General features: G+C 45.8%; 23 protein-coding genes. 22 read left to right on the top strand and 1 reads right to left on the bottom strand.

Annotated elements, in window-relative coordinates; genetic code table 11:
• The first annotated feature begins 116 nt into the window (after nt 1-116).
• Both I6E38_RS10955 and I6E38_RS10950 read left to right on the top strand, forming a co-directional pair.
• A complete protein-coding gene (locus I6E38_RS10955) occupies nt 117-1,295 on the top strand; it encodes an adenine-specific methyltransferase EcoRI family protein (protein ID WP_235394030.1) in 1,179 nt (392 codons plus the stop codon).
• Nucleotides 1,296-1,326: 31 nt separating this feature from the next.
• Nucleotides 1,327-2,490: an HNH endonuclease family protein gene (locus I6E38_RS10950; RefSeq protein WP_235394029.1), complete on the top strand. Its 1,164-nt coding sequence runs from the start codon at nt 1,327-1,329 to the stop codon at nt 2,488-2,490.
• A gap of 77 nt (nt 2,491-2,567) precedes the next feature.
• On the opposite strand, the gene I6E38_RS10945 is transcribed toward I6E38_RS10950, so the two are convergent.
• A complete protein-coding gene (locus I6E38_RS10945) occupies nt 2,568-3,893 on the bottom strand; it encodes an MATE family efflux transporter (protein ID WP_235394028.1) in 1,326 nt (441 codons plus the stop codon).
• Between the two features lie 238 nt (nt 3,894-4,131).
• Here I6E38_RS10945 and I6E38_RS10940 point away from each other — a divergent pair, with 238 nt between their 5' ends.
• The 20 genes from I6E38_RS10940 (at nt 4,132) to I6E38_RS10845 (ending at nt 21,229) form a co-directional block, all read left to right on the top strand.
• Nucleotides 4,132-4,698, top strand: a complete 567-nt coding sequence (locus I6E38_RS10940; RefSeq protein WP_005812876.1) for a hypothetical protein — start codon at nt 4,132-4,134, stop codon at nt 4,696-4,698.
• A complete protein-coding gene (locus tag I6E38_RS10935) occupies nt 4,695-5,942 on the top strand; it encodes a site-specific integrase (protein ID WP_005812874.1) in 1,248 nt (415 codons plus the stop codon). Before I6E38_RS10940 ends, I6E38_RS10935 begins: the two co-directional genes overlap by 4 nt.
• A 323-nt stretch (nt 5,943-6,265) precedes the next feature.
• On the top strand, nt 6,266-6,907 hold the full coding sequence (locus tag I6E38_RS10930) for a hypothetical protein (protein WP_005812872.1): 642 nt from the start codon (nt 6,266-6,268) through the stop codon (nt 6,905-6,907).
• A gap of 133 nt (nt 6,908-7,040) precedes the next feature.
• Nucleotides 7,041-7,409, top strand: coding sequence for a helix-turn-helix domain-containing protein (locus I6E38_RS10925; RefSeq protein ID WP_004320284.1), 369 nt, complete (start codon nt 7,041-7,043; stop codon nt 7,407-7,409).
• A 43-nt stretch (nt 7,410-7,452) separates the two neighbouring features.
• Nucleotides 7,453-7,794: a helix-turn-helix transcriptional regulator gene (locus tag I6E38_RS10920; RefSeq protein WP_235394027.1), complete on the top strand. Its 342-nt coding sequence runs from the start codon at nt 7,453-7,455 to the stop codon at nt 7,792-7,794.
• Between the two features lie 2 nt (nt 7,795-7,796).
• Nucleotides 7,797-8,903: an AAA family ATPase gene (locus I6E38_RS10915; protein WP_005812867.1), complete on the top strand. Its 1,107-nt coding sequence runs from the start codon at nt 7,797-7,799 to the stop codon at nt 8,901-8,903.
• A gap of 200 nt (nt 8,904-9,103) precedes the next feature.
• Nucleotides 9,104-10,003 (top strand): toprim domain-containing protein, encoded by a 900-nt coding sequence (locus I6E38_RS10910; RefSeq protein ID WP_005812865.1) that lies wholly within the window; start codon nt 9,104-9,106, stop codon nt 10,001-10,003.
• A 156-nt stretch (nt 10,004-10,159) separates the two neighbouring features.
• Complete coding sequence (locus I6E38_RS10905) at nt 10,160-11,131, top strand: hypothetical protein (protein WP_005812863.1); 972 nt, start codon at nt 10,160-10,162, stop codon at nt 11,129-11,131.
• Nucleotides 11,119-11,898 (top strand): hypothetical protein, encoded by a 780-nt coding sequence (locus I6E38_RS10900; RefSeq protein WP_005812861.1) that lies wholly within the window; start codon nt 11,119-11,121, stop codon nt 11,896-11,898. Before I6E38_RS10905 ends, I6E38_RS10900 begins: the two co-directional genes overlap by 13 nt.
• Entirely contained in the window at nt 11,895-12,665 is a 771-nt protein-coding gene (locus tag I6E38_RS10895; protein ID WP_007837351.1) for a metallophosphoesterase, read from the top strand. The genes I6E38_RS10900 and I6E38_RS10895 overlap by 4 nt, the downstream gene beginning before the upstream one ends.
• A gap of 221 nt (nt 12,666-12,886) precedes the next feature.
• Complete coding sequence (locus tag I6E38_RS10890) at nt 12,887-13,339, top strand: hypothetical protein (protein WP_005812857.1); 453 nt, start codon at nt 12,887-12,889, stop codon at nt 13,337-13,339.
• Nucleotides 13,336-13,668, top strand: a complete 333-nt coding sequence (locus tag I6E38_RS10885) for a DUF4134 domain-containing protein (protein WP_005812854.1) — start codon at nt 13,336-13,338, stop codon at nt 13,666-13,668. Before I6E38_RS10890 ends, I6E38_RS10885 begins: the two co-directional genes overlap by 4 nt.
• A gap of 58 nt (nt 13,669-13,726) precedes the next feature.
• The gene (locus I6E38_RS10880) at nt 13,727-13,966 is read left to right on the top strand and encodes a hypothetical protein (protein WP_475595050.1); all 240 of its coding nucleotides are present in this window, start codon (nt 13,727-13,729) and stop codon (nt 13,964-13,966) included.
• A 137-nt stretch (nt 13,967-14,103) separates the two neighbouring features.
• Complete coding sequence (locus I6E38_RS10875) at nt 14,104-15,423, top strand: site-specific integrase (protein ID WP_235394026.1); 1,320 nt, start codon at nt 14,104-14,106, stop codon at nt 15,421-15,423.
• A gap of 40 nt (nt 15,424-15,463) precedes the next feature.
• Complete coding sequence (locus I6E38_RS10870; protein ID WP_235394025.1) at nt 15,464-16,789, top strand: site-specific integrase; 1,326 nt, start codon at nt 15,464-15,466, stop codon at nt 16,787-16,789.
• An 87-nt stretch (nt 16,790-16,876) separates the two neighbouring features.
• Complete coding sequence (locus I6E38_RS10865; protein ID WP_235394024.1) at nt 16,877-17,200, top strand: helix-turn-helix domain-containing protein; 324 nt, start codon at nt 16,877-16,879, stop codon at nt 17,198-17,200.
• 228 nt (nt 17,201-17,428) lie between these two features.
• Nucleotides 17,429-17,806, top strand: coding sequence for a MobC family plasmid mobilization relaxosome protein (locus tag I6E38_RS10860; protein WP_235394023.1), 378 nt, complete (start codon nt 17,429-17,431; stop codon nt 17,804-17,806).
• A gap of 98 nt (nt 17,807-17,904) precedes the next feature.
• Nucleotides 17,905-18,975, top strand: coding sequence for a relaxase/mobilization nuclease domain-containing protein (locus I6E38_RS10855; protein ID WP_235394022.1), 1,071 nt, complete (start codon nt 17,905-17,907; stop codon nt 18,973-18,975).
• Nucleotides 18,976-18,979: 4 nt separating this feature from the next.
• Nucleotides 18,980-19,813, top strand: a complete 834-nt coding sequence (locus I6E38_RS10850) for a hypothetical protein (RefSeq protein WP_235394021.1) — start codon at nt 18,980-18,982, stop codon at nt 19,811-19,813.
• Between the two features lie 231 nt (nt 19,814-20,044).
• The gene (locus I6E38_RS10845; RefSeq protein ID WP_218455810.1) at nt 20,045-21,229 is read left to right on the top strand and encodes an IS4 family transposase; all 1,185 of its coding nucleotides are present in this window, start codon (nt 20,045-20,047) and stop codon (nt 21,227-21,229) included.
• Nucleotides 21,230-21,314: the final 85 nt, after the last annotated feature.

The following is a 21,314-nucleotide window of genomic DNA, read 5'->3' as shown; positions in this document are numbered from 1 at the left end:
AACGGATATAAAATTCTTTCTTTTCAGACTTACAAAACTATATGCTTAATCCCCCTGGTTTATCGGATGAGCCGGATTGATAGTTGGGTGCCAACTAATAACAACTATCAATTTTTATGGCAAACAGTACATTATCAAAAGCAAAGGCTGCCAAGAAAGACGAGTTCTATACTCAGTTCTATGACATTGAGGCCGAGATGGAGGCATATCTTGATTATAACCCTGATGTGTTTCGTGGAAAAACCGTGTTGCTGCCTTGTGACGATCCTGAATGGAGTAACTTTACAAAGTATTTTGCGCAGAACTTTGAGGAATTGGGTTTGAAGAAACTTATATCAACAAGTTATGCACCTGACAGCAAAACGTATAAAGGTGGTACGCAACTATCGCTATTTGAAACGCAATCGCCGAAATTCGACAAGGACAAAACAAAAACCCACGGAAAAATCTTTGTGCTTACAGAAGATACTACAGGCGATGGAGTTATTGATCTTGATGATTTGCAGTGGGATTATCTTGAAGGTGATGGCGATTTTAGAAGTGATGAAGTAAAGAAACTGAGAGATGAAGCCGACATAATCATAACAAATCCTCCGTTTTCTTTGTTCAGAGTGTTTTTAGCTTGGATAGTTGAAGCTAAAAAGCAGTTTATCATTATCGGTAACATAAATTGTGTTACCTACAAGGAAGTATTTCCTTTAATTCAAAATAATAGTGTTTGGATGGGATGTACAATTCATAGTGGCGATAGGGAGTTTGAGGTGCCTGAAGGATATCCGCTTAAAGCTGCGGGGTGGCGTATTGATGAGAATGGGAAGAAGTATATACGTGTTAAAGGCGTTAGATGGTATACAAATATAGATCATGGACGCCGCCATCACCCACTCGAACTAATGACTATGGCTGATAATATAAAATACAGCAAGCATAAAGAGGTTAAAGGCAAACAATACAGTGTATATGATAACTTTGAAGCAATTGAGGTGCCATATACAGATGCTATTCCGAAAGACTACGATGATATAATGGGTGTGCCTATTACATTCCTTGATAAATATTACCCCGAACAATTTGAAATTGTCGGGATAACACAGAGTTGGTTTGGCATGGCAAACAAAGTCTATCCCAAGCAAATACAAGTCAGCAAGACTGGCAAGAAGTCTGTTGTAACAAAACTTAATGATGGTGCTGCTATTGAGGTGGATGGACCTATAGAAGGGGATGTGTATTATATTGTAGATGGCATTTATTACTCAAAATGTTATGCTCGAATCCTGATACGTAAGAAAAAGTAACAAATTCCCAATACTCAACAAACTAATCACAATGAAAGTAGAATTAAAGAAATATACAATCAAAGAACTTTGCGAGGGGTTCACTTTTAGCCAGATTGACGGCAAGGGACTCTACGGATTGGCTGGAAAACTCACTATTCAGCCTGAGTATCAGCGTAATTATCTCTATAGTGAGAAGAATGGAGCAAAGGAGGTTGCTGTTATCGACTCGTTGTTGAAAGAGTATCCTCTTGGTCTGCTTTATTTCAATCGTCGTGCCGATGGACAACTTGAAGTGCTCGATGGACAGCAGCGTATAACAAGTATAGGACGTTATCTTATTGGTAAGTTTTCTGTAATGTTTAATGGAAAACCATATAAGTTTAAGCCTTTGCCTGTAGACAAACGACAGTTGATAGAGAATACAGAGTTGATAGCCTATATATGTGAAGGAACTGAGTCGGAGATAAAAGAATGGTTCAAGATTATAAACATGGGTGGTGTACAGATTAATGCCCAGGAAACACGTAATGCCATATATTCAGGTCCGTTCGTTACGGCTGCGCGCAAGGAATTCAGTAACAAGGAAGACTCACGTTTGCAGAAATGGGGCTGTTATATACATGGGTCGGCGAACAGACAGGAAATATTGGAAACAGCACTCAAATGGGTGAGTCGCAATAATATTGAAGAATATATGCAGGAGCATCGTATGGATGATAATATTAACGAACTGCGTATGTATTTCAATGATGTGATATCGTGGATAGAACAGACTTTCGATGATGTGTATCCAAAGATGTGCGGGTTGGATTGGGGCGAACTATACGAGCGTTTCCATAACAATCCCTACGATCATGTAGATGTCTCGCACAAGGTTGCAGAACTTTATAATGATGACCGAGTAAAGGATACTAAGAATGTATTTGAATATGTGCTTGGTGGTTGCAAAGATACAAAACTGTTGAACGTAAGAGTGTTTGACGATATAACCAAACGTCGTGTGTACGATCGTCAAACTAAGGATGCGAAGGAAAAAGGTGTCAGTAATTGTCCACTTTGCGCCATTGGACATGATGCAAACAAAGAGAAAATATGGAATTTATCAGAGATGGATGCCGACCATGTAAAGGCTTGGAGCAATGGCGGACCGACAGACGAAAGTAATTGTCAAATGTTGTGTAAGACACATAATAGGGCAAAAGGTAACAGATAGCCTATTTTCACTAAAACATGCAGTCTATACACTGCATATTTCCATTGAAATATGCAGTGTATAGACTTCATTCATTGCTATATTGCTTGTTTTTTCAGTCTATGTTGCACCCAAAGGAAGGCGGGGATGAGGAAGAGGTCTGCCATACACCAGGCTACTGGGTCGCCTAAGCAGACACCGGTCCAAGCCAATGCGGGGACGAGCCATAGGCTAACACCACAGCGGGCAATCATTTCCATGACACCGCTAAGCATTGAAAGGTTGCTGAAACCGAGTCCTTGAATGGAGTAACGCAGTATGGTTAGCAGTCCGAGAGCAGGGTAGAAGTAGTTGGCAATGCGCATGAACTGTGCAGCACGGCTTACTACCTCAGCCTCACCACTGTCTACAAATAGGCGCATCATCCAGTCGGCAAAGGGATAAATCACGATGAAGGTGAAGACGAAGTAGACCAGCATCAGGCATATAGCATCCTTCACTCCCTTGGTGATACGACTCATTTGGCGAGCGCCAAGGTTCTGTCCGCAATAGGTAGCCATAGCCACACCGATGTTCTCGAAGACACAAGTGAAGAGATATTTAATTCGCATTGAGGCAGTAAAGGCTGCCACGCAAGTAGTGCCGAGGGCGTTGTTGGCACTCTGAAGCATAATGATGCCGATGCCGGTGATGGAGAATTGCAGACCCATAGGTACTCCGTTGTTGAGCAGAATACTTGTTCGCTTGTTGTCAAACTGTCGTTCGTCGCCATGAGGAATGAGCAGCTGCATGTGCTTGCGTATGTACCATATACACAACACTACCGAAAGGGCTTGCGACAACCATGTGGCGACGCCCGCTCCGGCTACACCCATACCGCAACCGAGTATAAGCACCACGTCGAGCAGAATGTTGACAACGGCAGATGTGATGAGAAAATAGAATGGCTGGCGCGAATTGCCGAGCGCACGTATCTGACCTGAGAACAGATTGAAGCCGAACGTGAATGGTATGGCGGCAAATTGCGACATAAGGAATATGTAGGCATCGTGGAAGATGTCGGAAGGAGTGTTGACCAGTTGCAGAATTCTGTGGCAGAACATAAGCGACAGCAGCGTCACAACTGTTGCAATGACAGCCGATATTCTGACGGCATTAGCCACGTAGACGCGCATCTTGTGATAGTCCTTAGCGCCGAACGCCTGTGCTACGGGAATTGCAAATCCGGCACATGCTCCGTTGCAGAATCCCATAACGAGAAACATTATTGACGACGATGCTCCCACAGCTGCCAGCGCACCTACGCCAATCCATCTGCCCACGATGGCGGCATCGATGACGAGATACATCTGCTGAAGGATGTAGCCCAATATCAGAGGCAGGGCAAACTTGCAGATCTGGCGCAGTGGCGAGCCTACAGTCATGTCGCTGACTGACGCAGACTTTGAAGATGTGAAATAAGCACATAGAGAAATAAGAATACAATATCAAATGGAAAGCGTGTAGCTCAATGAGTTACACGCTTTTCTTGTTTTTGGCCGTACACAATAATATTGCTATCTTTGCGTTATTATTATAAACATCTGTACCTTATTTGTACCTGTAAGAAAAAGTAGATATGATGAGAAGAATAGATATTAAGAACTACAAAATGAATGAATTATGGCAGTAGCAAAGTATAAGATAGTACGGAAATGTCCTGTGTGCGGAGAAGAGTTCTTCGCAAGGACTTTGGAGTCCTGGTATTGTTCACCCAAATGCTCCAAGGTGGCGTGGAAGCGTAAGCATGATGAAGAAAAACGCCAACTTGAACTGGACAAGATTGTAAGCAATATGCCCAAGTCTAAAGAGTATATCAGCATAACGGAAGCGTATGCTATGTTTGGTGCAAGCCGCTCAACCATTTATAGGCTCATCTACATGAAAAAGATTTCCTTCATTGAGCCAGAGAAAGGAATACGACTTGTATGCAAAGGAGAACTAATGAATCTGTTTCCGTTAAGACAGTCTCCGCTTGACACCAAGCCAAGGAAACCAGTTACCATGTACCGCATGGAACCAGAGGATTGCTATACAATAGGTGAGATTTCCAAGAAATTTCATCTGGATGACAGCACCGTGTATGCTCATATACGAAAATACTCAATACCGACCCGGCAAATCGGTAATTATGTGTATGCTCACAAGGAATCAATAGACAAACTTTATAAAGATATAAAACCATTATGAAAAGATTAGATTATACTAAAGTCTCCGTCAAATTAAAGAAAAGTGAGTGGAGAGATGAGTGGTTCATCTATCTTGAAGCTTATCCTGTTTATGAGACGGGAAATGACAAACCCAAACGAGTGCGTGAATATCTCAGGAGGTCTATTACTACCCCTATATGGGATAAACGACGAAGCGAGCGAGCCGTTGCTGGTAGAATAAAGTACAAGCCCAAGCGAGATGACAATGGCGTTATTCAGTGTAAATCCAAGCAAGATATGGAAACTTGCCTTTATGCGGATGGCGTTCGAGTCCTGCGTCAAAAAGAGTACGACAACATGGCTCTCTTTACTGACCAGCAAATGGAAATGGCAGAACAAAGCGAACGCTCAAAATGCAATGTTCTGGAGTATATTGAGAAGTTAATCAAAGAAAGAGAGGAAACTGCGTCAGAATCGATAGTTGTCAACTGGCGCAGATTGCACACACTGTTGTCAATGTTTGCCAAGTGTGACTACATACAGTTCTCGCAGATTGACATGAAGTATATTGAGGCATTCCGTTCCTTCTTGATAAAGGCACCGCAGGGTGGTTCTAAGAAAGGAACTATTTCAAGGAATACGGCATCGACGTACTTCTCTATCTTCAAGGCGGCACTCAAACAAGCTTTCGTGGATGGCTATCTGAATTGTGATATTGCTGCCAAGGCTAAAAATATCATGTTTCAGAGTGCTCGAAGAGAGTATCTGTCACTGGAAGAACTTAATATATTGGCAAAGACTCCGTGTGATGATATACTAAAACGGGCAGCCTTGTTCTCTGCACTGACAGGAATGCGACATAGCGATATTCAAAAGCTTAAATGGTCAGAGGTTGAAGAATACAATGGTGGGTACCGTCTCAATTTCACTCAGCAGAAGACTAAGGGCGTTGAATACATGCCTATATCGCCACAGGCATACAAGCTTTGCGGTGAGCGCAAGAAAGACGGAGAACTGTTGGTGTTTGCCGGACTGCCTGACCCTTCATGGATATCTAGGCCTTTGGAACGGTGGGTAAAAGCATCAGGGATTACCAAGCACATCACCTTTCATTGCTTCCGCCACACCTATGCAACGTTACAATTGGCTAACGGTACAGACATATATACCGTAAGCAAAATGTTAGGGCATACCAATGTAAAAACCACGCAAATCTACGCAAAAGTAATTGACAAGAAGAAAGATGAAGCTACAGAAGCTTTTAAGTTGGACATAGATGAATAGTGATTATCATTTGTAAGCACTTAGTATAGAAGACCACTTGTATCAATAAGTCCTTTATTGTACAGGTGGTTTTTAGTGCCTTTCATTTTCAACATTCTATGTAATGATGCTATTGTTTTGGCACTTTAACCTTTCGTGGAAACCAAACATTTATAACAATAAACAGATAAAAATGAAAAAAGACAGCCTTTTTTGGCTTCTCTCTTTTTGAAGAGAGCAAGCGTGTCCACAAACATGTGGAGTGTACAGAAGACTTCTACAGAGAACTGTATGAGTTGTTTGAGATCGCAAGAAGTTGGTATCTTCAAGCTGAAAAGAATCATATGAAGACAGAGTACTTCATAGAACTATTTGAGCGCAGTCACCAATATATTGACTGTGATTGTGCACGTTGTAAGAACTCGCGACAGATGGCAATTGGCATTATTGGTACTTTGTTTAGAGACTCTAAGTGTGTGTCAATAATCAAGAAAAAAGAAGATTATTCCAAGCAGGAACTTATTGAGTTGTTTCTTCAACATGTGGGTACTGGTCTGCCAATCCTTACCCGAAAGAAATCGTCCATCCTCACTTTGGGATGCCAATTGTCAGACAGACAGATGGATTTGTTGGTAGAACTTGTCCAAAGTCACGACATATTTGATTTTGCCGACAACAGTGATGTGCGTAGCGAGTTGTGTCGCCTATTCAAGTGCGACTTGGACGCATCTATCCGTGTAAAGAATGTACGTAATGTAGCCGTACTGTTTGACGCTATGGCTCAATACCATTTGATAAACAATAATTGGCAATATGTCATGGGAGAAGGTCGCTTCTTAACCAGTATCAAAAAGGATGGAACAGAGAAATTCATAACTTCAAGTTGTCTTTCCTCTTCTCTTTCAAGGATAAGAAGAAACGTTTCCATGACAGCAAGTCAATATGCCATCTGCAAATCCATCGAACAGATATTAAGAGAGGAATAAATCACAATAATTCTGCTAAATGAAAGTAAAAACGTGATAGTTTGGTTGATACTGCCTTACTATCACGTTACTTTTTCTATTTAGTGACAGTCTCCCCATAACTTTGCATCAAAAATCATAAAAAATAATTAGCATGGAAGAAAATAGTATAAGATTTGAAGATATTCCCAACGCTATAACGGGGGTACTGAAAAAGCTGTCATCATTAGAAGACAAGATTGATGGTATATATGAACTTGTTCAATCAGAAAAAGAAGAAACATGGTTTACGGTTGCTGAATTATGTGCTTATCTCCCAACACATCCGGTAGAGCATACCATATATTGCTGGACAAGCAATCGGGAAATACCGTTTCACAAGAGAGGCAAACGCATCATGTTCCTCAAATCTGAGATAGATGAATGGCTTCAAGGAACCAAGGGCAAATCGAAGAACGAGATTCAAAGAGAAGCAGAGGAATATGTACTATCTACACAAAGAAAGAATAGACGGCTAATATAACCGTGCTACTGTCTGTAAACAATTTAATTAAGGTACGTGACACATGAATGAAAGACATTTTAGACTCTATGAGCGAATTGTCGCAATAGAAGACAGTTTGGAGGCTTTGGGACCTATTGACAAACTAATAGAGCGAATCGAGGAATTGGAGAAGATGGTCAAGCAGACCAAAACCGTCTTGGGGTTTGACGAAGCATGTAAGTATATTGGTGTTTCTGAAAGCCTGCTATACAAACTTACAGCCGCAAAAGAAGTTCCATACTATAAGCCAAGGGGAAAAATGCTGTATTTTAATAGAGAAGAAATCGACAAGTGGCTGCTCCAAAACAAACAAGAGGTCATTGGAATGGTAACGAAAATAGAAATTGATAATCCGAAAGAATGAAAATGGAAGAAAATAACAAACATGTACAGCCTAACTCAAAAGAGGAAGGAGTACAGCGTCTCAATCGCATATTGAGCGAATCGTTGATAAAGGCAACAGATACTTATAAAACACCTCCTCAGATTATATGGGTTGATAATTCCAGCATAGCCACATTGGGCAACTTCAGTGCTTCTACTGGTAAGGCAAAGGCGAAAAAGACCTTCAACGTGTCTGCCTTGGTAGCCGCTTCCCTCGCCAACGGCAAGGTACTGAACTATCGCGCCAGTCTGCCAGAGGGGAAACGCAAGATACTGTATGTAGATACGGAGCAGAGCCGCTATCACTGCCATAATGTGCTGGAGCGCATCCTGAAGCTCGCTGGTCTACCTACAAGCATCGACAACGAGAACCTTGACTTTATCTGTCTGAGAGAGTACACGCCCTCCGTCAGGATAGAGGTCATAGACTATGCGCTTGCCCAAGACCAAAGCTATGGACTGGTCATCATCGACGGAATCAGAGACCTGCTTCTCGACATCAACAATGCGGGAGAATCGGTCGAGGTCATCAACAAGATGATGGAATGGTCATCAAAGTATGACCTGCACATCCATTGCGTATTGCATCAGAACAAGGGCGACAATAACGTGCGCGGGCATATCGGTACGGAGATGAACAACAAGGCAGAGACGGTGCTTGTCATCACCAAGAGCACCACCAATCCCGACATCAGCGAGGTGAAGGCGATGCACATCCGTGAGAAGGAGTTCAAGCCGTTTGCCTTTACAGTCAATGAGGAAGGGTTGCCAGAGATTGTCGAGCACACGCCGGAGAAGGAAGAAGGTGACAAGCAACCGTCAAGGTTTACTTACCAAGACTTGACATCCGAACAGCATAACGAGGCGCTGACGGCTGCATTCAAGGAGAAACCTATCAAAGGATTCGATCGCATGGTGGAGGAATTAACGCAAGCCTATGCAGACATTGGCTTTAAGCGTGGCAGAAGCGTCATCATCAAAATGCTGAAATACCTGATTAACGAGCAAAAGCTCATAGTGAAGCGGGATAATCATTACTATTTCGGATATACACCTGCCGAGATTGACCTGTTCCATGAAGAGGAATAAAAACAGTTCAGAAACCAGTTTAGTTTACGTCCGTACCTATATATAAGAAATAAGGCCAAAGTAAACCGAAATCGGAGGCTGAATTGGGAAGCGGAAAAGTAGTTTAGCAAATGGTTTAGTTTACGGGTGTGCCTATATAGGAGAAAGGGTAAAGTAAACTGTTTCCATGGACAAAGTAAAACCGAACAAATGAAAGTACAATGAATATTGAACAATCGAAGAAACTGAGCATTATAGACTTCTTAGACAAGGAGAATGTAACGCTGAAAAAGAAGAAGGGCAATGCCTACTGGTATCTGTCACCCTTCAGGGACGAGAAGACCGCATCGTTCAAGGTCAGCAAGAAGGAGAACCTGTGGTACGACTACGCCATTAAGGAGGGCGGTGACCTTGTGGAGCTGGTAAAGCGTATGTATAACAAACAATCCGTTTCCGATGCCCTTGCCTACCTTGCGTCCAAGAGTATTGCCACTGTGGATAAGGCAATCGAGACCGCTATCGCAGCCAAGGAATACACGACAACCAAGATGAACGATGTGAAGCTGCTCCCACTGAGCAACCATTCTCTGCTGTCCTATTTCAGTAGCCGACGGATAGACATCACCATTGGCAGGATGTATTGCAGGGAGATACACTACAAGGTTGAGCAAAAACATTACTATGGCATTGCCTTTGGCAATCTGAGTGAAGGACATGAGGTGCGCAATCCCTATTTCAAGGGCTGCATCGGGCATAAGGACATCACCCTGCTTGCCCATACGTTCAACGAGTGGCAAAACGGTTGTCTGGTCTTTGAGGGCTTCATGGACTTCCTTGCTTATATGACCCTCGTTAAACAGCAAGACCGATGGTTTGTCGTTGAAAGCCCTTGCGACTATATGATACTGAACTCAGTCGCCAACCTCAAACAGGCATTGCATTACCTTGACCGTTACACCCACATCCATTGCTTCCTCGACAACGACCAGGCAGGACGCAAGACGGTTGAGAGCATCAGCAATGTATTCGAGTACAGGGTGACGGACGAGTCCTTCAGATATGCCGACTACAAGGATGTCAACGACTATCTGATGAGGAAGAAACGAACGGCATCTGAATGACATTATAAAGACGAAAACACCATCATTTGATGCAAAAATGGCTCAAATGCATTGAAATTACATATCAAATCTGCACTTTTTCGCCCAAACATGCTTGATTCTCAATTATTATCCTTATTTTTGCATCGTTTTAATACATTATTAAAATGTAGCAGAATGGAATTGAAAAAAGAAATAAGGATATTGGGCAGACGCTTTGAGGTGGAACCTCGTGCCAAGGAAAGCCTGAAAGGCATCACGGTTGGCGAGAAACTCTCATACCGTTTCTATGATGGCACATACCAAGGCACGCCCCTGCTGTTCGTTGAGCCCAAGAAGGGCAATCCCTCTCCACGGACTTGCGCCATCACGGGCAAGCGGTTGACCGAAGCCCTGGGACTGCCTGCGGTGTTTATCCTTGCGCCCGGACCCACCTACGAGCGACACAGACTGGCAGACAAAGGAGTCTTCTTTGTCATGTCCGAGGAATATGCCCATCTGCCAGGCATCATAGCATTGGAGAAGACAAGCAACAGGAAGATTGCCGAAGTATTGACCCCTGTGGCGCAATACATACTACTCTATCACCTACAGGTGGGCAGTATTGAAGGAATGTCGCCAAGGGATATTGCACCGTTGCTTCCATATTCTTACGAAAGCGTCACGTTGGGTGTCACCTGTCTTGAAGATGTAGGACTGTGTCAAAAGATTCAGAACGGACAGCGCAGCAAGGTGGTACACTTCGAGTTGAAGGGCAAGGAACTGTGGGACAAGGCTCAGAACGTCTTGCTGTCACCTGTGGAGAACCGCATCTTTTGCGATGACATACGCTTGGATGCGGAATACCCCGTATGCGGCATCAATGCCCTGGCACATTATTCCATGCTTAATCGTGACCGGGAAGAGATGATAATGATGACAAGCAAGGAATATCGTGCCGTCAAGTCGGCTGATGTCATGGAGAATCCCAACATCTATGACGGCAACTATATCATAGAGGTATGGAAATACCCTGTTGTCAGCAAAATGGGCGACAAAAGCCAGTGGGTTGATCGCCTTTCCCTTGTCCTTTCGTTGAGAGATGATGATGATCCGAGAGTAGAAAAAGAAGTAGAACGAATAATCAGTGAACAGAAATGGAAGGATTAGTCAAGTTCCGTGAAGCATTTGCGGAATACTCAGAAAACTATGTGGTGATAGGCGGAGCAGCCTGTGACATCACCATGACCAATACCGTGGTGCGTCCACGCGCCACACACGACATCGACATGATAGTCATCGTAGAGAACATGACCGAGGCTTTCGCCAATCGCTTCTGGCAGTTTGTGCGGGAGGCTGGCTATCGACCTGAAAAGAGGAAACAGGAGGCTGGTGAGCCACCAAGGTATGAAATGTATCGTTTCCTTGATGGTAAAGACGGCTATCCCGAGATGATAGAACTGCTGTCACGCCACCCCGACGTGCTTGGAGAGCCAAAGGGATTTGTCATAGAACCTATCCCGACCGATGAAGATGTGTCGAGTCTTAGTGCCATCATCATGGACGATGATTACTATCACTTTACTATCGCACACAGCCAACTGACTGATGGCATACGCCATGCCAATTCCGCTGCCTTGATAGCACTGAAGGCAAGAGCCTACCTAAATCTCATGGCAGACAAGCGGGACGGCAAGCATGTGAACACCAAAGACATCAAGAAGCACCGTTCGGACATCCTGAAAAATGTGGTCATAATGACTGAGGACAACATTGAGGCTCCTGCTTCAATAGTGGCATGTATAAGGGAGTTTGTCGCCTCCATCAGAGCCGACTGGTCAACTCTCGCAGAACCATTGTCAAAGTCACTCGGTCAAGACGAGGCATTTGTGACCGGACTGTTAGATCAACTGGATGAATTGTTTATAGAAGCATGACCAATATGAAGATACAATACGCATCCGACCTGCATCTGGAGTTTGCCGACAATTGGCGGTATCTGAAAGCCCACCCCTTGGAGGTGACGGGCGACATACTGCTGCTTGCCGGCGACATCGGCTATCTCGGCGATGACAACTACTCCAAGCATCCCTTTTGGGACTGGGCATCGGAGAACTACAAGGAGGTGCATTGCTGCATGGGCAACCATGAGTTCTACAAATATTATGATGTGGCGACACTGCCCGACGGCTATCTCTTGGAGGTACGTCCCAATGTATTCAGCCACTACAACGGTATTGCGAGGATTGGCGACACCGACATCATCCTCTCCACCCTTTGGTCGAGGATTCCTTTGGAGGACGCTTACTTCACCGAGCAAGTGATAAGCGACTTCCGCCGTATATTATATAAAGGTGAGCTGATGACCCATGCCCAATTCAATGCTGAGCATGAACGTTGCCTCACCTTTATCAAGGATGCAGTGGCATATTCGCAAGCAGCCCATAAGATTGTTGTCACCCATCATGTACCATCGTTCCGTATGCTCCACCCAAAGTTTCAAGGCAGCAAGGCAAACGTGGCGTTCACCGTAGAGTTGGAGGACTATATCACCGATAGCGGCATAGACTATTGGATATACGGACATTCGCACACCAACATCGATGCCAGGATAGGCAACACCCAATGCTTGTCCAACCAGTTGGGCTATGTTTTCTCTAACGAACATCAGGACTTCTCCCATGGCAAGTACCTGACCATATAGCCATCCACATTTTTTTCATCCACCCTCTTTACAAGCTCTTCCCTATCGGAAGGGCTTTTTTTGTGCCTTTCGAGTTTGATTTTTGAGTATGATTGCGAGTGTAATCAAAATTAGAGTTAAGATTTGGCTCCGCGGAAAGTCATTTCGGTTTAAGATTGAAGAAAAGGTAGTTCCTTTGCATCGGCAATAAGCCAAACCATAGTAAAATCAAACTTGAAAATATGAAGTCATTTGTAATATTCGCCATTGTCGTGACCATAATCTATGTCATCTACTATACGGTCATCATCGTGCAGGATCTGTACGGAAAGCCCAAGGACGAGAAGTCACAGGGCGAGTCGTTTGATGTCAGTGACATGACCGACGAGGAAGAGTCGATAGCGGTCAGCGAGAGCGACGGTGGTTTCAGCGTAGGCGACAACCAATATGAGACAGCCTACGAGGAGAAGCAGCTTGCAGAGCCTACAGAGGAGGCAGCCGCCACTGCGGAAGAGAGCAAGCCTCATGTGCTTGAAAAGATACAAAGCGCAATCGAGAAGAAGATGGAGGAAGTGAATACCACCTATTCCGACCCCATGTATTCGGAAGAATTGAACAACACCATCATCGCCCGCGGTCTTCGTCACAATGGACGTGACATGGTCAAGGTGGAATCACTCAATAATGAGATATGATGTCAAAAACAAGAAGTGCATTTCTATCATTATATGCCGCTTTAACCCCAGCTCTGGCCAGTGCTAAGTGTGGCAACGTGGACTACAGCTGGGGAGCGGACGCACTTGCGAGTGCCCATGACTATGCCGTGACGATGATGCTCTATATCGTTTATCTGTGCTATGCAGTGGCGGGCATCGTGGTCATAGTCAGCGCCTTGCAGATATATATAAAGATGAATACGGGCGAAGAAGGAGTGAAGAAGAACATCATGATGCTGGTGGGAGCCTGCCTGTTCCTCATAGGAGCGACCATCGTCTTCCCCGCTTTCTTCGGTTATCAGATTTGAGATACAGGTGATACGAGATAAGATAACTCAAAGTGTAACAAATTAAAAGGTAAAAAGAATGTTTGAAAGGATTAACAAGAAGGTGAAGGGATTCTTCTCTTCACAGCGCATGAAAACGCTCGCCCTGATGTTGCTTGTCGGCACCACCGCAGCAATGGCACAGAACGCAGCCGGCGACTACTCGGCAGGAACGACCGCGCTTACCACAGTGACGGAGGAAAACGCATTTTGGCTAAATCATACTCAAATCAAGTATGATAAAATGAATATCAAACTAAAGAAAACACGCTACAAATGAAGGATTTACGAGTATAATCCAAATCTTAAACTTCTTAAACAGGTTTGCAATAAGTTTGATTTCTCTGGGAACAATTGTCGGAACATTGCTAACTTTGTACCCACAGACTGAATAAAAACAGATAAAATTGAAGAAATATGAAGGTAATTGCAGTATTGAGAAAAAGCAACTCACTCGTGTATATCAGAGTGATGTTTGGCAGGGATAAGGATGTCAAGGTTTCAACCTCCATGCACATCGACCCCATCTATTGGGACAGCAAAATCCCAGGTTATAAGAACACGAAGAAAGTGCCCAAGGAGGTGCGTGAGAAGTTCAACAACACGTTGAAGGAAATGATTGCGTATGTAGAGAAGAATGTTGACAAGGATGTGACCTGCCCTGTTCTGACCGCCGTCATTGATGACTTCCTCCATCCTGACCGAAAGAGCAAGGAGAATACCGAGGCTGAGGACACTACTCCATGGGGAAGCGGCTTCTTCGACAGAGCCGAGCAGTATATGACCGAGTACAAGACCAAAAACGCAAGCGGAATCCGTGCCGTGTTCAGAAGGCTTGAACGGTTGGAGGCATGGAAAAGGGAAATGGAAGGTGATACCGATTTCCGGTATGAGGTTTCTACCTTCGGAGCGGAGCAGCTGGAGGAGTATATGAAGTATGTGACGGAGGAGTACGACCTCTATGTGAAGCATCCCGACTTCTTCGCCAAATTCGAGCTGTATCACTCCACCATGCGCCCCTCTTCCAAGAACTCCTCTTTTAGCGGAGGACTACGGTTGAAGGCATTTCTCAACTGGTGTGTCAAGAAGGGCTATTCGGACGATGTGTCTTTCCGGCAGGTGCAGACCCACGGTCATGTCTATGGCGATGCCTACTATCTGACTATCGAGGAGCGCAACCAAGTCTATCAGTGCCAGTACGGACGCAGCTATCATGCTTCTCTTGTAAGGGACATGTTTGTCTTCCAGTGCTTTGTCGGTTGCAGGATGGGCGACCTGTTCAATCTGACTCGCAGCAACATCATTGGCGGATGGCTGGAGTATATCCCTGGCAAGAACCTGAACAACGGCAACACCGAGCTTGTGCGTGTGCCTCTAAGCGACACTGCCAAGGAGATACTGGCAAGATACAGCCATGTCTCGCCACGTCTGTTCCCTGCCATCTGCGAGGCCCAGTACAACATGTACATCAAGTTCGTGCTTGACTTCGCTGGCATACACCGTATGGTCACGGTGCTCAATCCTCTGACCAGACAACCCGAACAGAGGATGCTCTGCGATGTGGCGACCTCCCACACGGCACGCAAGACTTTCATCGGCAACCTCTATGCCAAGGTGAAAGACCAGGCTTTGGTTTCCTCACTCACGGGACACTCGCCCCAGAGCCGTGCATTCCAGCGTTACCGCACCATCGACGACTCCATGAAGCGTGAGTTGATTGGCATGTTGGAAGAGTGATTTCACCACCTTATATATAATCATTAGATATATACAGACTATGAACGTAACAGCATTTGTAAGGCAGACCGCCACAGCCAAGAAGAAGGCAACCATCTATATCCGTGTTCGTGACAATGACACCAAGACCGACATTAAGGCTGCAACGGAACTTTCCATCAATCCTGCCTATTGGGATGCGGACAGGCAAGGCTACAAGAGCCGCGTGACTATGGTTCGTGACGAGGAACGCAGAACACTGAATGATGCCGTTCACGACCTGTGCCGAATGGTGTCGCAGGAATACTTCAAGGGCGCAACGAGCGACTGGCTGAAAAAGACCATCTTCTGCTTCCACCATCCGAATGCGTACAAGCTCACACAGGCTACTGTACAAGAAACGAGGCTTTCAAAGTTGGTGGAGGAATATATCTCGCACAAGGACTTCGACAAGCGGCAAGCCACTTCGGTAAGGGGACTGGTGGGTAAGATTGAGCGTTTCGAGAGGTTTCAGCGCAACGTCCGCAAGAAGAAGGACTACACCATGAATGTGGACAATTTCACCGTGGATGATTTAGAAGCCTTCCAGCGTTATCTCATCCATGAGAATGAATACTACCACCAATACCCACAGCTCTATCTGGGCATGGACAAGTGGACAGCAGGAACGAAACGTTCGGACAATACGCTGCATACGGTCTTCACCCGACTAAGGACAGTTGTAAGGTGGTGCATCCACCAAGGCATCACCAAGAACAACCCCTTTGACGTGTTCGAGATACCCAAAGCCATCTTCGGCACTCCGTTCTTCCTCACCATCGAGGAGCGTGACAGGATATGGAGCCACGACTTTTCCGACAGCCCTCATCTGGCAATGTTCCGTGACATGTTCGTCTTTCAGTGTCTCATCGGTTGCCGCTTCGGCGACCTGATGCGTCTGACTAACGGAAGTGTCATTGACGGGGTACTGGAGTATATCGCCCACAAGACGATGAAGCACGATGCGAGAACCATACGTGTGCCACTCAGCAAGACCGCCATGACCATCTATGAGCGATACCGGGGTGTCCCCACCAAGTCGCTGTTCCCACACTACAATGTGAGCGACTACAACAAGGGCATCCGTGAGGTGTTGCGGACAGTGGGCATCAACAGGATTGTCAGCGTGCTCGACCCGGTGACGAGGCAGAATGTACAGAAGCCGCTCTATGAAGTGGCAACCTCCCATACGGCACGCAAGACCTTCATCGGCAACCTCTACAAGCAGGTGAAAGACCCAAGTCTGATTTCCTCCATGTCGGGGCACACCAACGGCAGCCAGGCATTTGCCAGATACCGCACCATTGATGACGAGATGAAAAGGGAACTTATCGGGATGCTCGACTGACAGGACATTTGCCATTATTGATGCCACATCCCCCCCCCCTGTCGCCTTTACAGAACAAGATTGTTTCAGGATAACTTTTTTAGATTTATGGACCTACTAAGCATGATAGAAGCAGGCGGCAAAATGAAAATCGAGGTGTCGAGTGACGACCTTGTTCTCTTTGCCGACCGACTAATTGAGAAAGCGATGGAAGCCAAGGCACTCATGATGGAGCAGACTCCCGAAGATGAGACCTGGCTGAGTACGGATGAAGTTTCCAAGATGTGCGGTGTCTGTGAGACCACACTCTGGTCATGGGAGAAGAAAGGCTACCTCGTGCCTTCACGCATGGGCAGGAAGAAGCGATACGCCCTTTCCGCCATCCAGAAGTTACTTTCCTCACATACAGATGCGGCAGCAGCCGACAGATAGCGATTTGCAGCCATTTGTATCAACCACGGCTCGGTACGGCTTCGCAGCCTTGCCTCTCGGGGTGTTCACCCTTATCTGTCTTCCCTCTTTTCCCTTTCCGGCAGCACGGCAATTTTGATTGCCACGTCTGAGAAGAAAGTTTGGAGTGTTTGGGGAGCAAGTATAGGTTTTACGTCCCGAAAAACCACGGCAGAGAAGCCGACCGTGCCACACACGACAGTCAAAGATATGGATAATCCCCAAACACCCAAGAGCGGAAAGCAGAAGAACAAGGGCGGTCGCCCAAGGTCTGACGAGAGGGAGAAACGGAAGTATTCCGTCAAGGTGTATTTCGACCAAGGCAGCTACACGAAGCTGCTGCGAAGGAGCAAGAACAGGCAATGCTCGCTGTCCTCACTCGTCTATGAGCTTGCCGTAAACGGCTATGTCCGTGAAGCGATGTCGAAGGAGGATGCCGCCAACCTCCGCTCCCTGTCGGGCATGGCGAACAACCTCAACCAGCTCGCCCATGAGGCTCACGTCCACCATTTCTCCTTTGTTGAAAAGAGGGTCTTGGAACTGGCAGGGAGGATTGACGATGTTCTCGTCCGGCTCAGCAACTCTTAGTGATATATACTTACTCGTCCCACTATGTGCACTTACTTTGCCAAGTATCTGCACATACTTGGGCATTTATCTGCACATACTTTTTTATAGCAACTTTTATGATAGCACAGATTAACACCGGCAGGGGATTCGGAGGGCTGGTCAACTATGCGAATGACATAGCCCACAAGAACACTGTCATCATAGCGTCTGCTGGTGTAAGCACCACTTCTAATGTCACTATTGTTGCCAGTTTCAAGGCACAGGCTCGGATGCGTCCATCACTGAAGAATTTCGTGGGACACATATCACTGAGTTTCCACCCTGATGACACTCCCAGGCTCACCAACGAGTTCATGGCGGAAGTGGCACGGGAATATCTCCGCAGACGTGGGATTGTGAACACACAGTTCGTGATATTCCGTCACCATGACCAGCCGCATGGTCACGTCCATATCGTTTACAACCGTGTCGATAATGATGGCAATGCCATAAAGGGCGACTGCAATTTCCGTGCATCGGCAGCAGTCACCAAGGCTCTGACGAGGGAGTACGGACTTACCTTCGGCAAGGGCAAGAGGGATGTTAGGCGCAGCCACCTCAAAGGCAGGGATGCGGTGAAGTACCAGTTGTATGACACCATTTCCGCAGTCCTCAGCCATTGCCACGACTGGCAAACGCTTCGGACAGCACTGGCGGCTCGGGGCATCACCATGAACCTTGTCCAAGGCGATGACGGTCGCATCTGTGGCATCACTTTTACGGACAACAGTCATGGGGTCACTCTTTCAGGGAGCAAGATAGACCGCAGCCTGTCTCTCATTCAGTTGAACAGGACGCTGGGCATACCTGAGAACCAAGTCCACCTCTCTTCCCTCATTTCCAATCGTGACGAGGTCCAAACAGAAATCGGTCAGTCGAGTGGCTTGTTTCATGGCAGCACCTCTTACAACGAGTGGCAGCACGAGGCTTCTGCTTCTTCACCTGTTGGGTCTGACGAAGTGGCAGGCGGTGCCGATAACGATGGCTCGTCTATCGGCAGCGATATAGCGGAAGCAGTGGCAGAAGTAATACTCCAGCCATCCATTGCTCACACATCGGGAGGTGGCGGTGGAGGCAATGACCGTGGTTGGAATGACGAGGACAAGGAGAAGAACAAGAAGAAACGTAACGGAGGAATGAGGAGATAAGTGTATGGCAAACAGAAAAGTGACGCCCTTGAAGGATGAACCTGGCACGTCTTTGGAAGACATACAGGTTGAACTGTCCAATTGTATTCAGGCAATCAACAACCTTTCGGGCAAGATAGACACCCTTGCCAAGCCTACCGCCAACGACACGTCTTCATTGAAGGATGCTGTTGGCAAGGCTGCGGCTAATGAGGTGAGGCTGCTTTTGGAGGCACGGCAGAGGAAGTTTGAGGAAGAGGAAGAAGCGGCAAAGGCAAGAGGCGAGATAACCCAACAGGAATACTTCCAGACATTGACCGAAAGATATGATGAAGTACTCGCCAAGTGTATCGCCCTTGTAGATGCCCACAAGAAGCATTGGCCGGGGTTAGTACACCAGTGCGAGGACACCGTGAAGAAGGTTGGAGAACAGAGCAAGAAGAACTCGGATGCCTTGACCAAGATAGCGGATTTTGTCAACAGGGTAACAGGAGCGCAACAGCCCAAATGCGTTCCTCCTCAATTGCCCAAGGACAAGGCAGAGGTCATTCCATTCTTGAAGCAATACCTCTTGTATGTGATCAAGCGGCTCTGCCATTCCCGGCACTTCCGCAAGTTTCTCCACATCTGTATGTGTACATTGTCGGCAGTATTCCTATGTGCCTTGTGCATCATCGCCAACGACAACGCAAGGCTGAGAACCATCGAGGAGAAGTATGTCCTTCTCCGTGACTTCTCCCGGCTGGATGACCGCACATCGCAGCGAGCCGACTACATCGAATGGCTCTACTCGGACGAGGACGAGCACCGTCAGGAAATAGATGAGCTTTGGCAACAGAGACAACAACGATTGCCTTAATTCCGCAACACTTTGATTTAAATTAATTTATAAGTTCCTGAGCAACAAAAAGTTGCCCAGGATTTTGCCGTGTCAGATTTTTCACTTATCTTAGTGTTGCAATCACTAGTGTCCCGTTAAAACGAGACGATTTAAATATAAGTTATTAAAATAGAATGATTTAGACTCGATATTTCATGTACACGATTTGAATTGACTAACTTTGCAGTCTTTATCAAAGAAGCGTGTTACATGAATTTCGGAAAGATCGTATTCGCACAGATTATGCAGTTCATACCTCGTAGGGAATTCAATGATATTGTTGCCAAGTACAGAGGCAATTACAGGGTGAGAAACCTCACCTGTTATGACCAGTTGCTGGTTATGTGCCTGGCTCAATATGCTGATAAGAATAGTCTGCGCGATATAGAGGCAAGCCTGAATGCGTTGGCTGTTACACATAAGCTCTATCACTGCGGTATTAGCTATGCCGTCCCTCGCAATACTTTGGCTAAGGCGAATGAGCTCAGAGATTGGCATATCTATGCGGAATTGGGGCAAGTCCTTATCAAAAAGGTGCGTCCGCTCTATGCGAAGGATAGCTTCAGACTTGACATTGACAACATGGTCTATGCGTTCGACAGCAGTACCATCAGTCTCTGTCTCAAACTCTGTCCTTGGGCAAAATTCAGAAAGAAGAAGGGTGGCATTAAACTGCATGCCCAGCTTGATTTGAGAGGCAATCTCCCAGTATTCGTGCTTTTGACCAAAGCTTCGGTTCACGATGTTAACGCTTTGGATGAAATCTGTGTCGAGATGGGAGCTATCTATCTGATAGACAAAGGGTATGTGGACTTCAACAGACTCTTCAATATCATCCACAAGAATGGCGCATTCTTTGTAACAAGAGCTAAGGACAACATGCAATATGAGATTGTCAAGTCCATGCCTGTTGATAAGCAGACAGGTGTTATCAGTGATGAGATTGTCAGACTTACTAAGGAAAACTCCAAGCAGAAGTACCCAGAGGAATTTCGCATGGTAGTCTATGAAGACTTTGCCACGGGAAATCTCTACCGTTTCATCACCAACCACTTGGGATACGATGCTCTTACCATCGCAGAACTCTATAGAGAGCGATGGAACGTGGAACTTTTCTTCAAATGGATAAAGCAACATCTGCATATCAAGTCGTTTTACGGAACCTCAGAGAATGCTGTCTATACACAAATCTGGATAGCAGTCTGTGCATTTCTGCTACTGGCTATAGCCAAGAAGCACATGCATATCGAGGAACCATCTCTGTATATGATTTCCCAGACCATAGGTACTATGTTGTTTGAGAGGATACCCATACCTGAATTGTTTAACAAACCTATTATTAACGTCCCAAAGGATGATGGTCAACTCGATTTATTTCGAGATCTAAAATCTTAACGGGACAGTAGTGTGTTGCAATTAGAAAACAAGCGAAAATCGTAACAAGGCATGGCAAAGGTACAAATAAAATCTGAGAAACTCA

Origin of the sequence: Leyella stercorea (assembly GCF_021531355.1) — a bacterium.
Lineage (GTDB): Bacteria > Bacteroidota > Bacteroidia > Bacteroidales > Bacteroidaceae > Prevotella.
The sequence above is the reverse complement of the archived record's forward strand: the minus strand, read 5'-3'. Positions and strand labels throughout refer to the sequence as shown.

What these genes read in the sequence shown, in the direction of transcription:
- I6E38_RS10955 (WP_235394030.1), top strand. Translation starts at nt 117, where the DNA reads ATGGCAAACAGTACATTATCAAAAGCAAAGGCTGCCAAGAAAGACGAG.
- I6E38_RS10950 (WP_235394029.1), top strand. Translation starts at nt 1,327, where the DNA reads ATGAAAGTAGAATTAAAGAAATATACAATCAAAGAACTTTGCGAGGGG.
- I6E38_RS10945 (WP_235394028.1), bottom strand. Translation starts at nt 3,893, where the DNA reads ATGACTGTAGGCTCGCCACTGCGCCAGATCTGCAAGTTTGCCCTGCCT.
- I6E38_RS10940 (WP_005812876.1), top strand. Translation starts at nt 4,132, where the DNA reads ATGGCAGTAGCAAAGTATAAGATAGTACGGAAATGTCCTGTGTGCGGA.
- I6E38_RS10935 (WP_005812874.1), top strand. Translation starts at nt 4,695, where the DNA reads ATGAAAAGATTAGATTATACTAAAGTCTCCGTCAAATTAAAGAAAAGT.
- I6E38_RS10930 (WP_005812872.1), top strand. Translation starts at nt 6,266, where the DNA reads ATGAAGACAGAGTACTTCATAGAACTATTTGAGCGCAGTCACCAATAT.
- I6E38_RS10925 (WP_004320284.1), top strand. Translation starts at nt 7,041, where the DNA reads ATGGAAGAAAATAGTATAAGATTTGAAGATATTCCCAACGCTATAACG.
- I6E38_RS10920 (WP_235394027.1), top strand. Translation starts at nt 7,453, where the DNA reads ATGAATGAAAGACATTTTAGACTCTATGAGCGAATTGTCGCAATAGAA.
- I6E38_RS10915 (WP_005812867.1), top strand. Translation starts at nt 7,797, where the DNA reads ATGGAAGAAAATAACAAACATGTACAGCCTAACTCAAAAGAGGAAGGA.
- I6E38_RS10910 (WP_005812865.1), top strand. Translation starts at nt 9,104, where the DNA reads ATGAATATTGAACAATCGAAGAAACTGAGCATTATAGACTTCTTAGAC.
- I6E38_RS10905 (WP_005812863.1), top strand. Translation starts at nt 10,160, where the DNA reads ATGGAATTGAAAAAAGAAATAAGGATATTGGGCAGACGCTTTGAGGTG.
- I6E38_RS10900 (WP_005812861.1), top strand. Translation starts at nt 11,119, where the DNA reads ATGGAAGGATTAGTCAAGTTCCGTGAAGCATTTGCGGAATACTCAGAA.
- I6E38_RS10895 (WP_007837351.1), top strand. Translation starts at nt 11,895, where the DNA reads ATGACCAATATGAAGATACAATACGCATCCGACCTGCATCTGGAGTTT.
- I6E38_RS10890 (WP_005812857.1), top strand. Translation starts at nt 12,887, where the DNA reads ATGAAGTCATTTGTAATATTCGCCATTGTCGTGACCATAATCTATGTC.
- I6E38_RS10885 (WP_005812854.1), top strand. Translation starts at nt 13,336, where the DNA reads ATGATGTCAAAAACAAGAAGTGCATTTCTATCATTATATGCCGCTTTA.
- I6E38_RS10880 (WP_475595050.1), top strand. Translation starts at nt 13,727, where the DNA reads ATGTTTGAAAGGATTAACAAGAAGGTGAAGGGATTCTTCTCTTCACAG.
- I6E38_RS10875 (WP_235394026.1), top strand. Translation starts at nt 14,104, where the DNA reads ATGAAGGTAATTGCAGTATTGAGAAAAAGCAACTCACTCGTGTATATC.
- I6E38_RS10870 (WP_235394025.1), top strand. Translation starts at nt 15,464, where the DNA reads ATGAACGTAACAGCATTTGTAAGGCAGACCGCCACAGCCAAGAAGAAG.
- I6E38_RS10865 (WP_235394024.1), top strand. Translation starts at nt 16,877, where the DNA reads ATGGACCTACTAAGCATGATAGAAGCAGGCGGCAAAATGAAAATCGAG.
- I6E38_RS10860 (WP_235394023.1), top strand. Translation starts at nt 17,429, where the DNA reads ATGGATAATCCCCAAACACCCAAGAGCGGAAAGCAGAAGAACAAGGGC.
- I6E38_RS10855 (WP_235394022.1), top strand. Translation starts at nt 17,905, where the DNA reads ATGATAGCACAGATTAACACCGGCAGGGGATTCGGAGGGCTGGTCAAC.
- I6E38_RS10850 (WP_235394021.1), top strand. Translation starts at nt 18,980, where the DNA reads ATGGCAAACAGAAAAGTGACGCCCTTGAAGGATGAACCTGGCACGTCT.
- I6E38_RS10845 (WP_218455810.1), top strand. Translation starts at nt 20,045, where the DNA reads ATGAATTTCGGAAAGATCGTATTCGCACAGATTATGCAGTTCATACCT.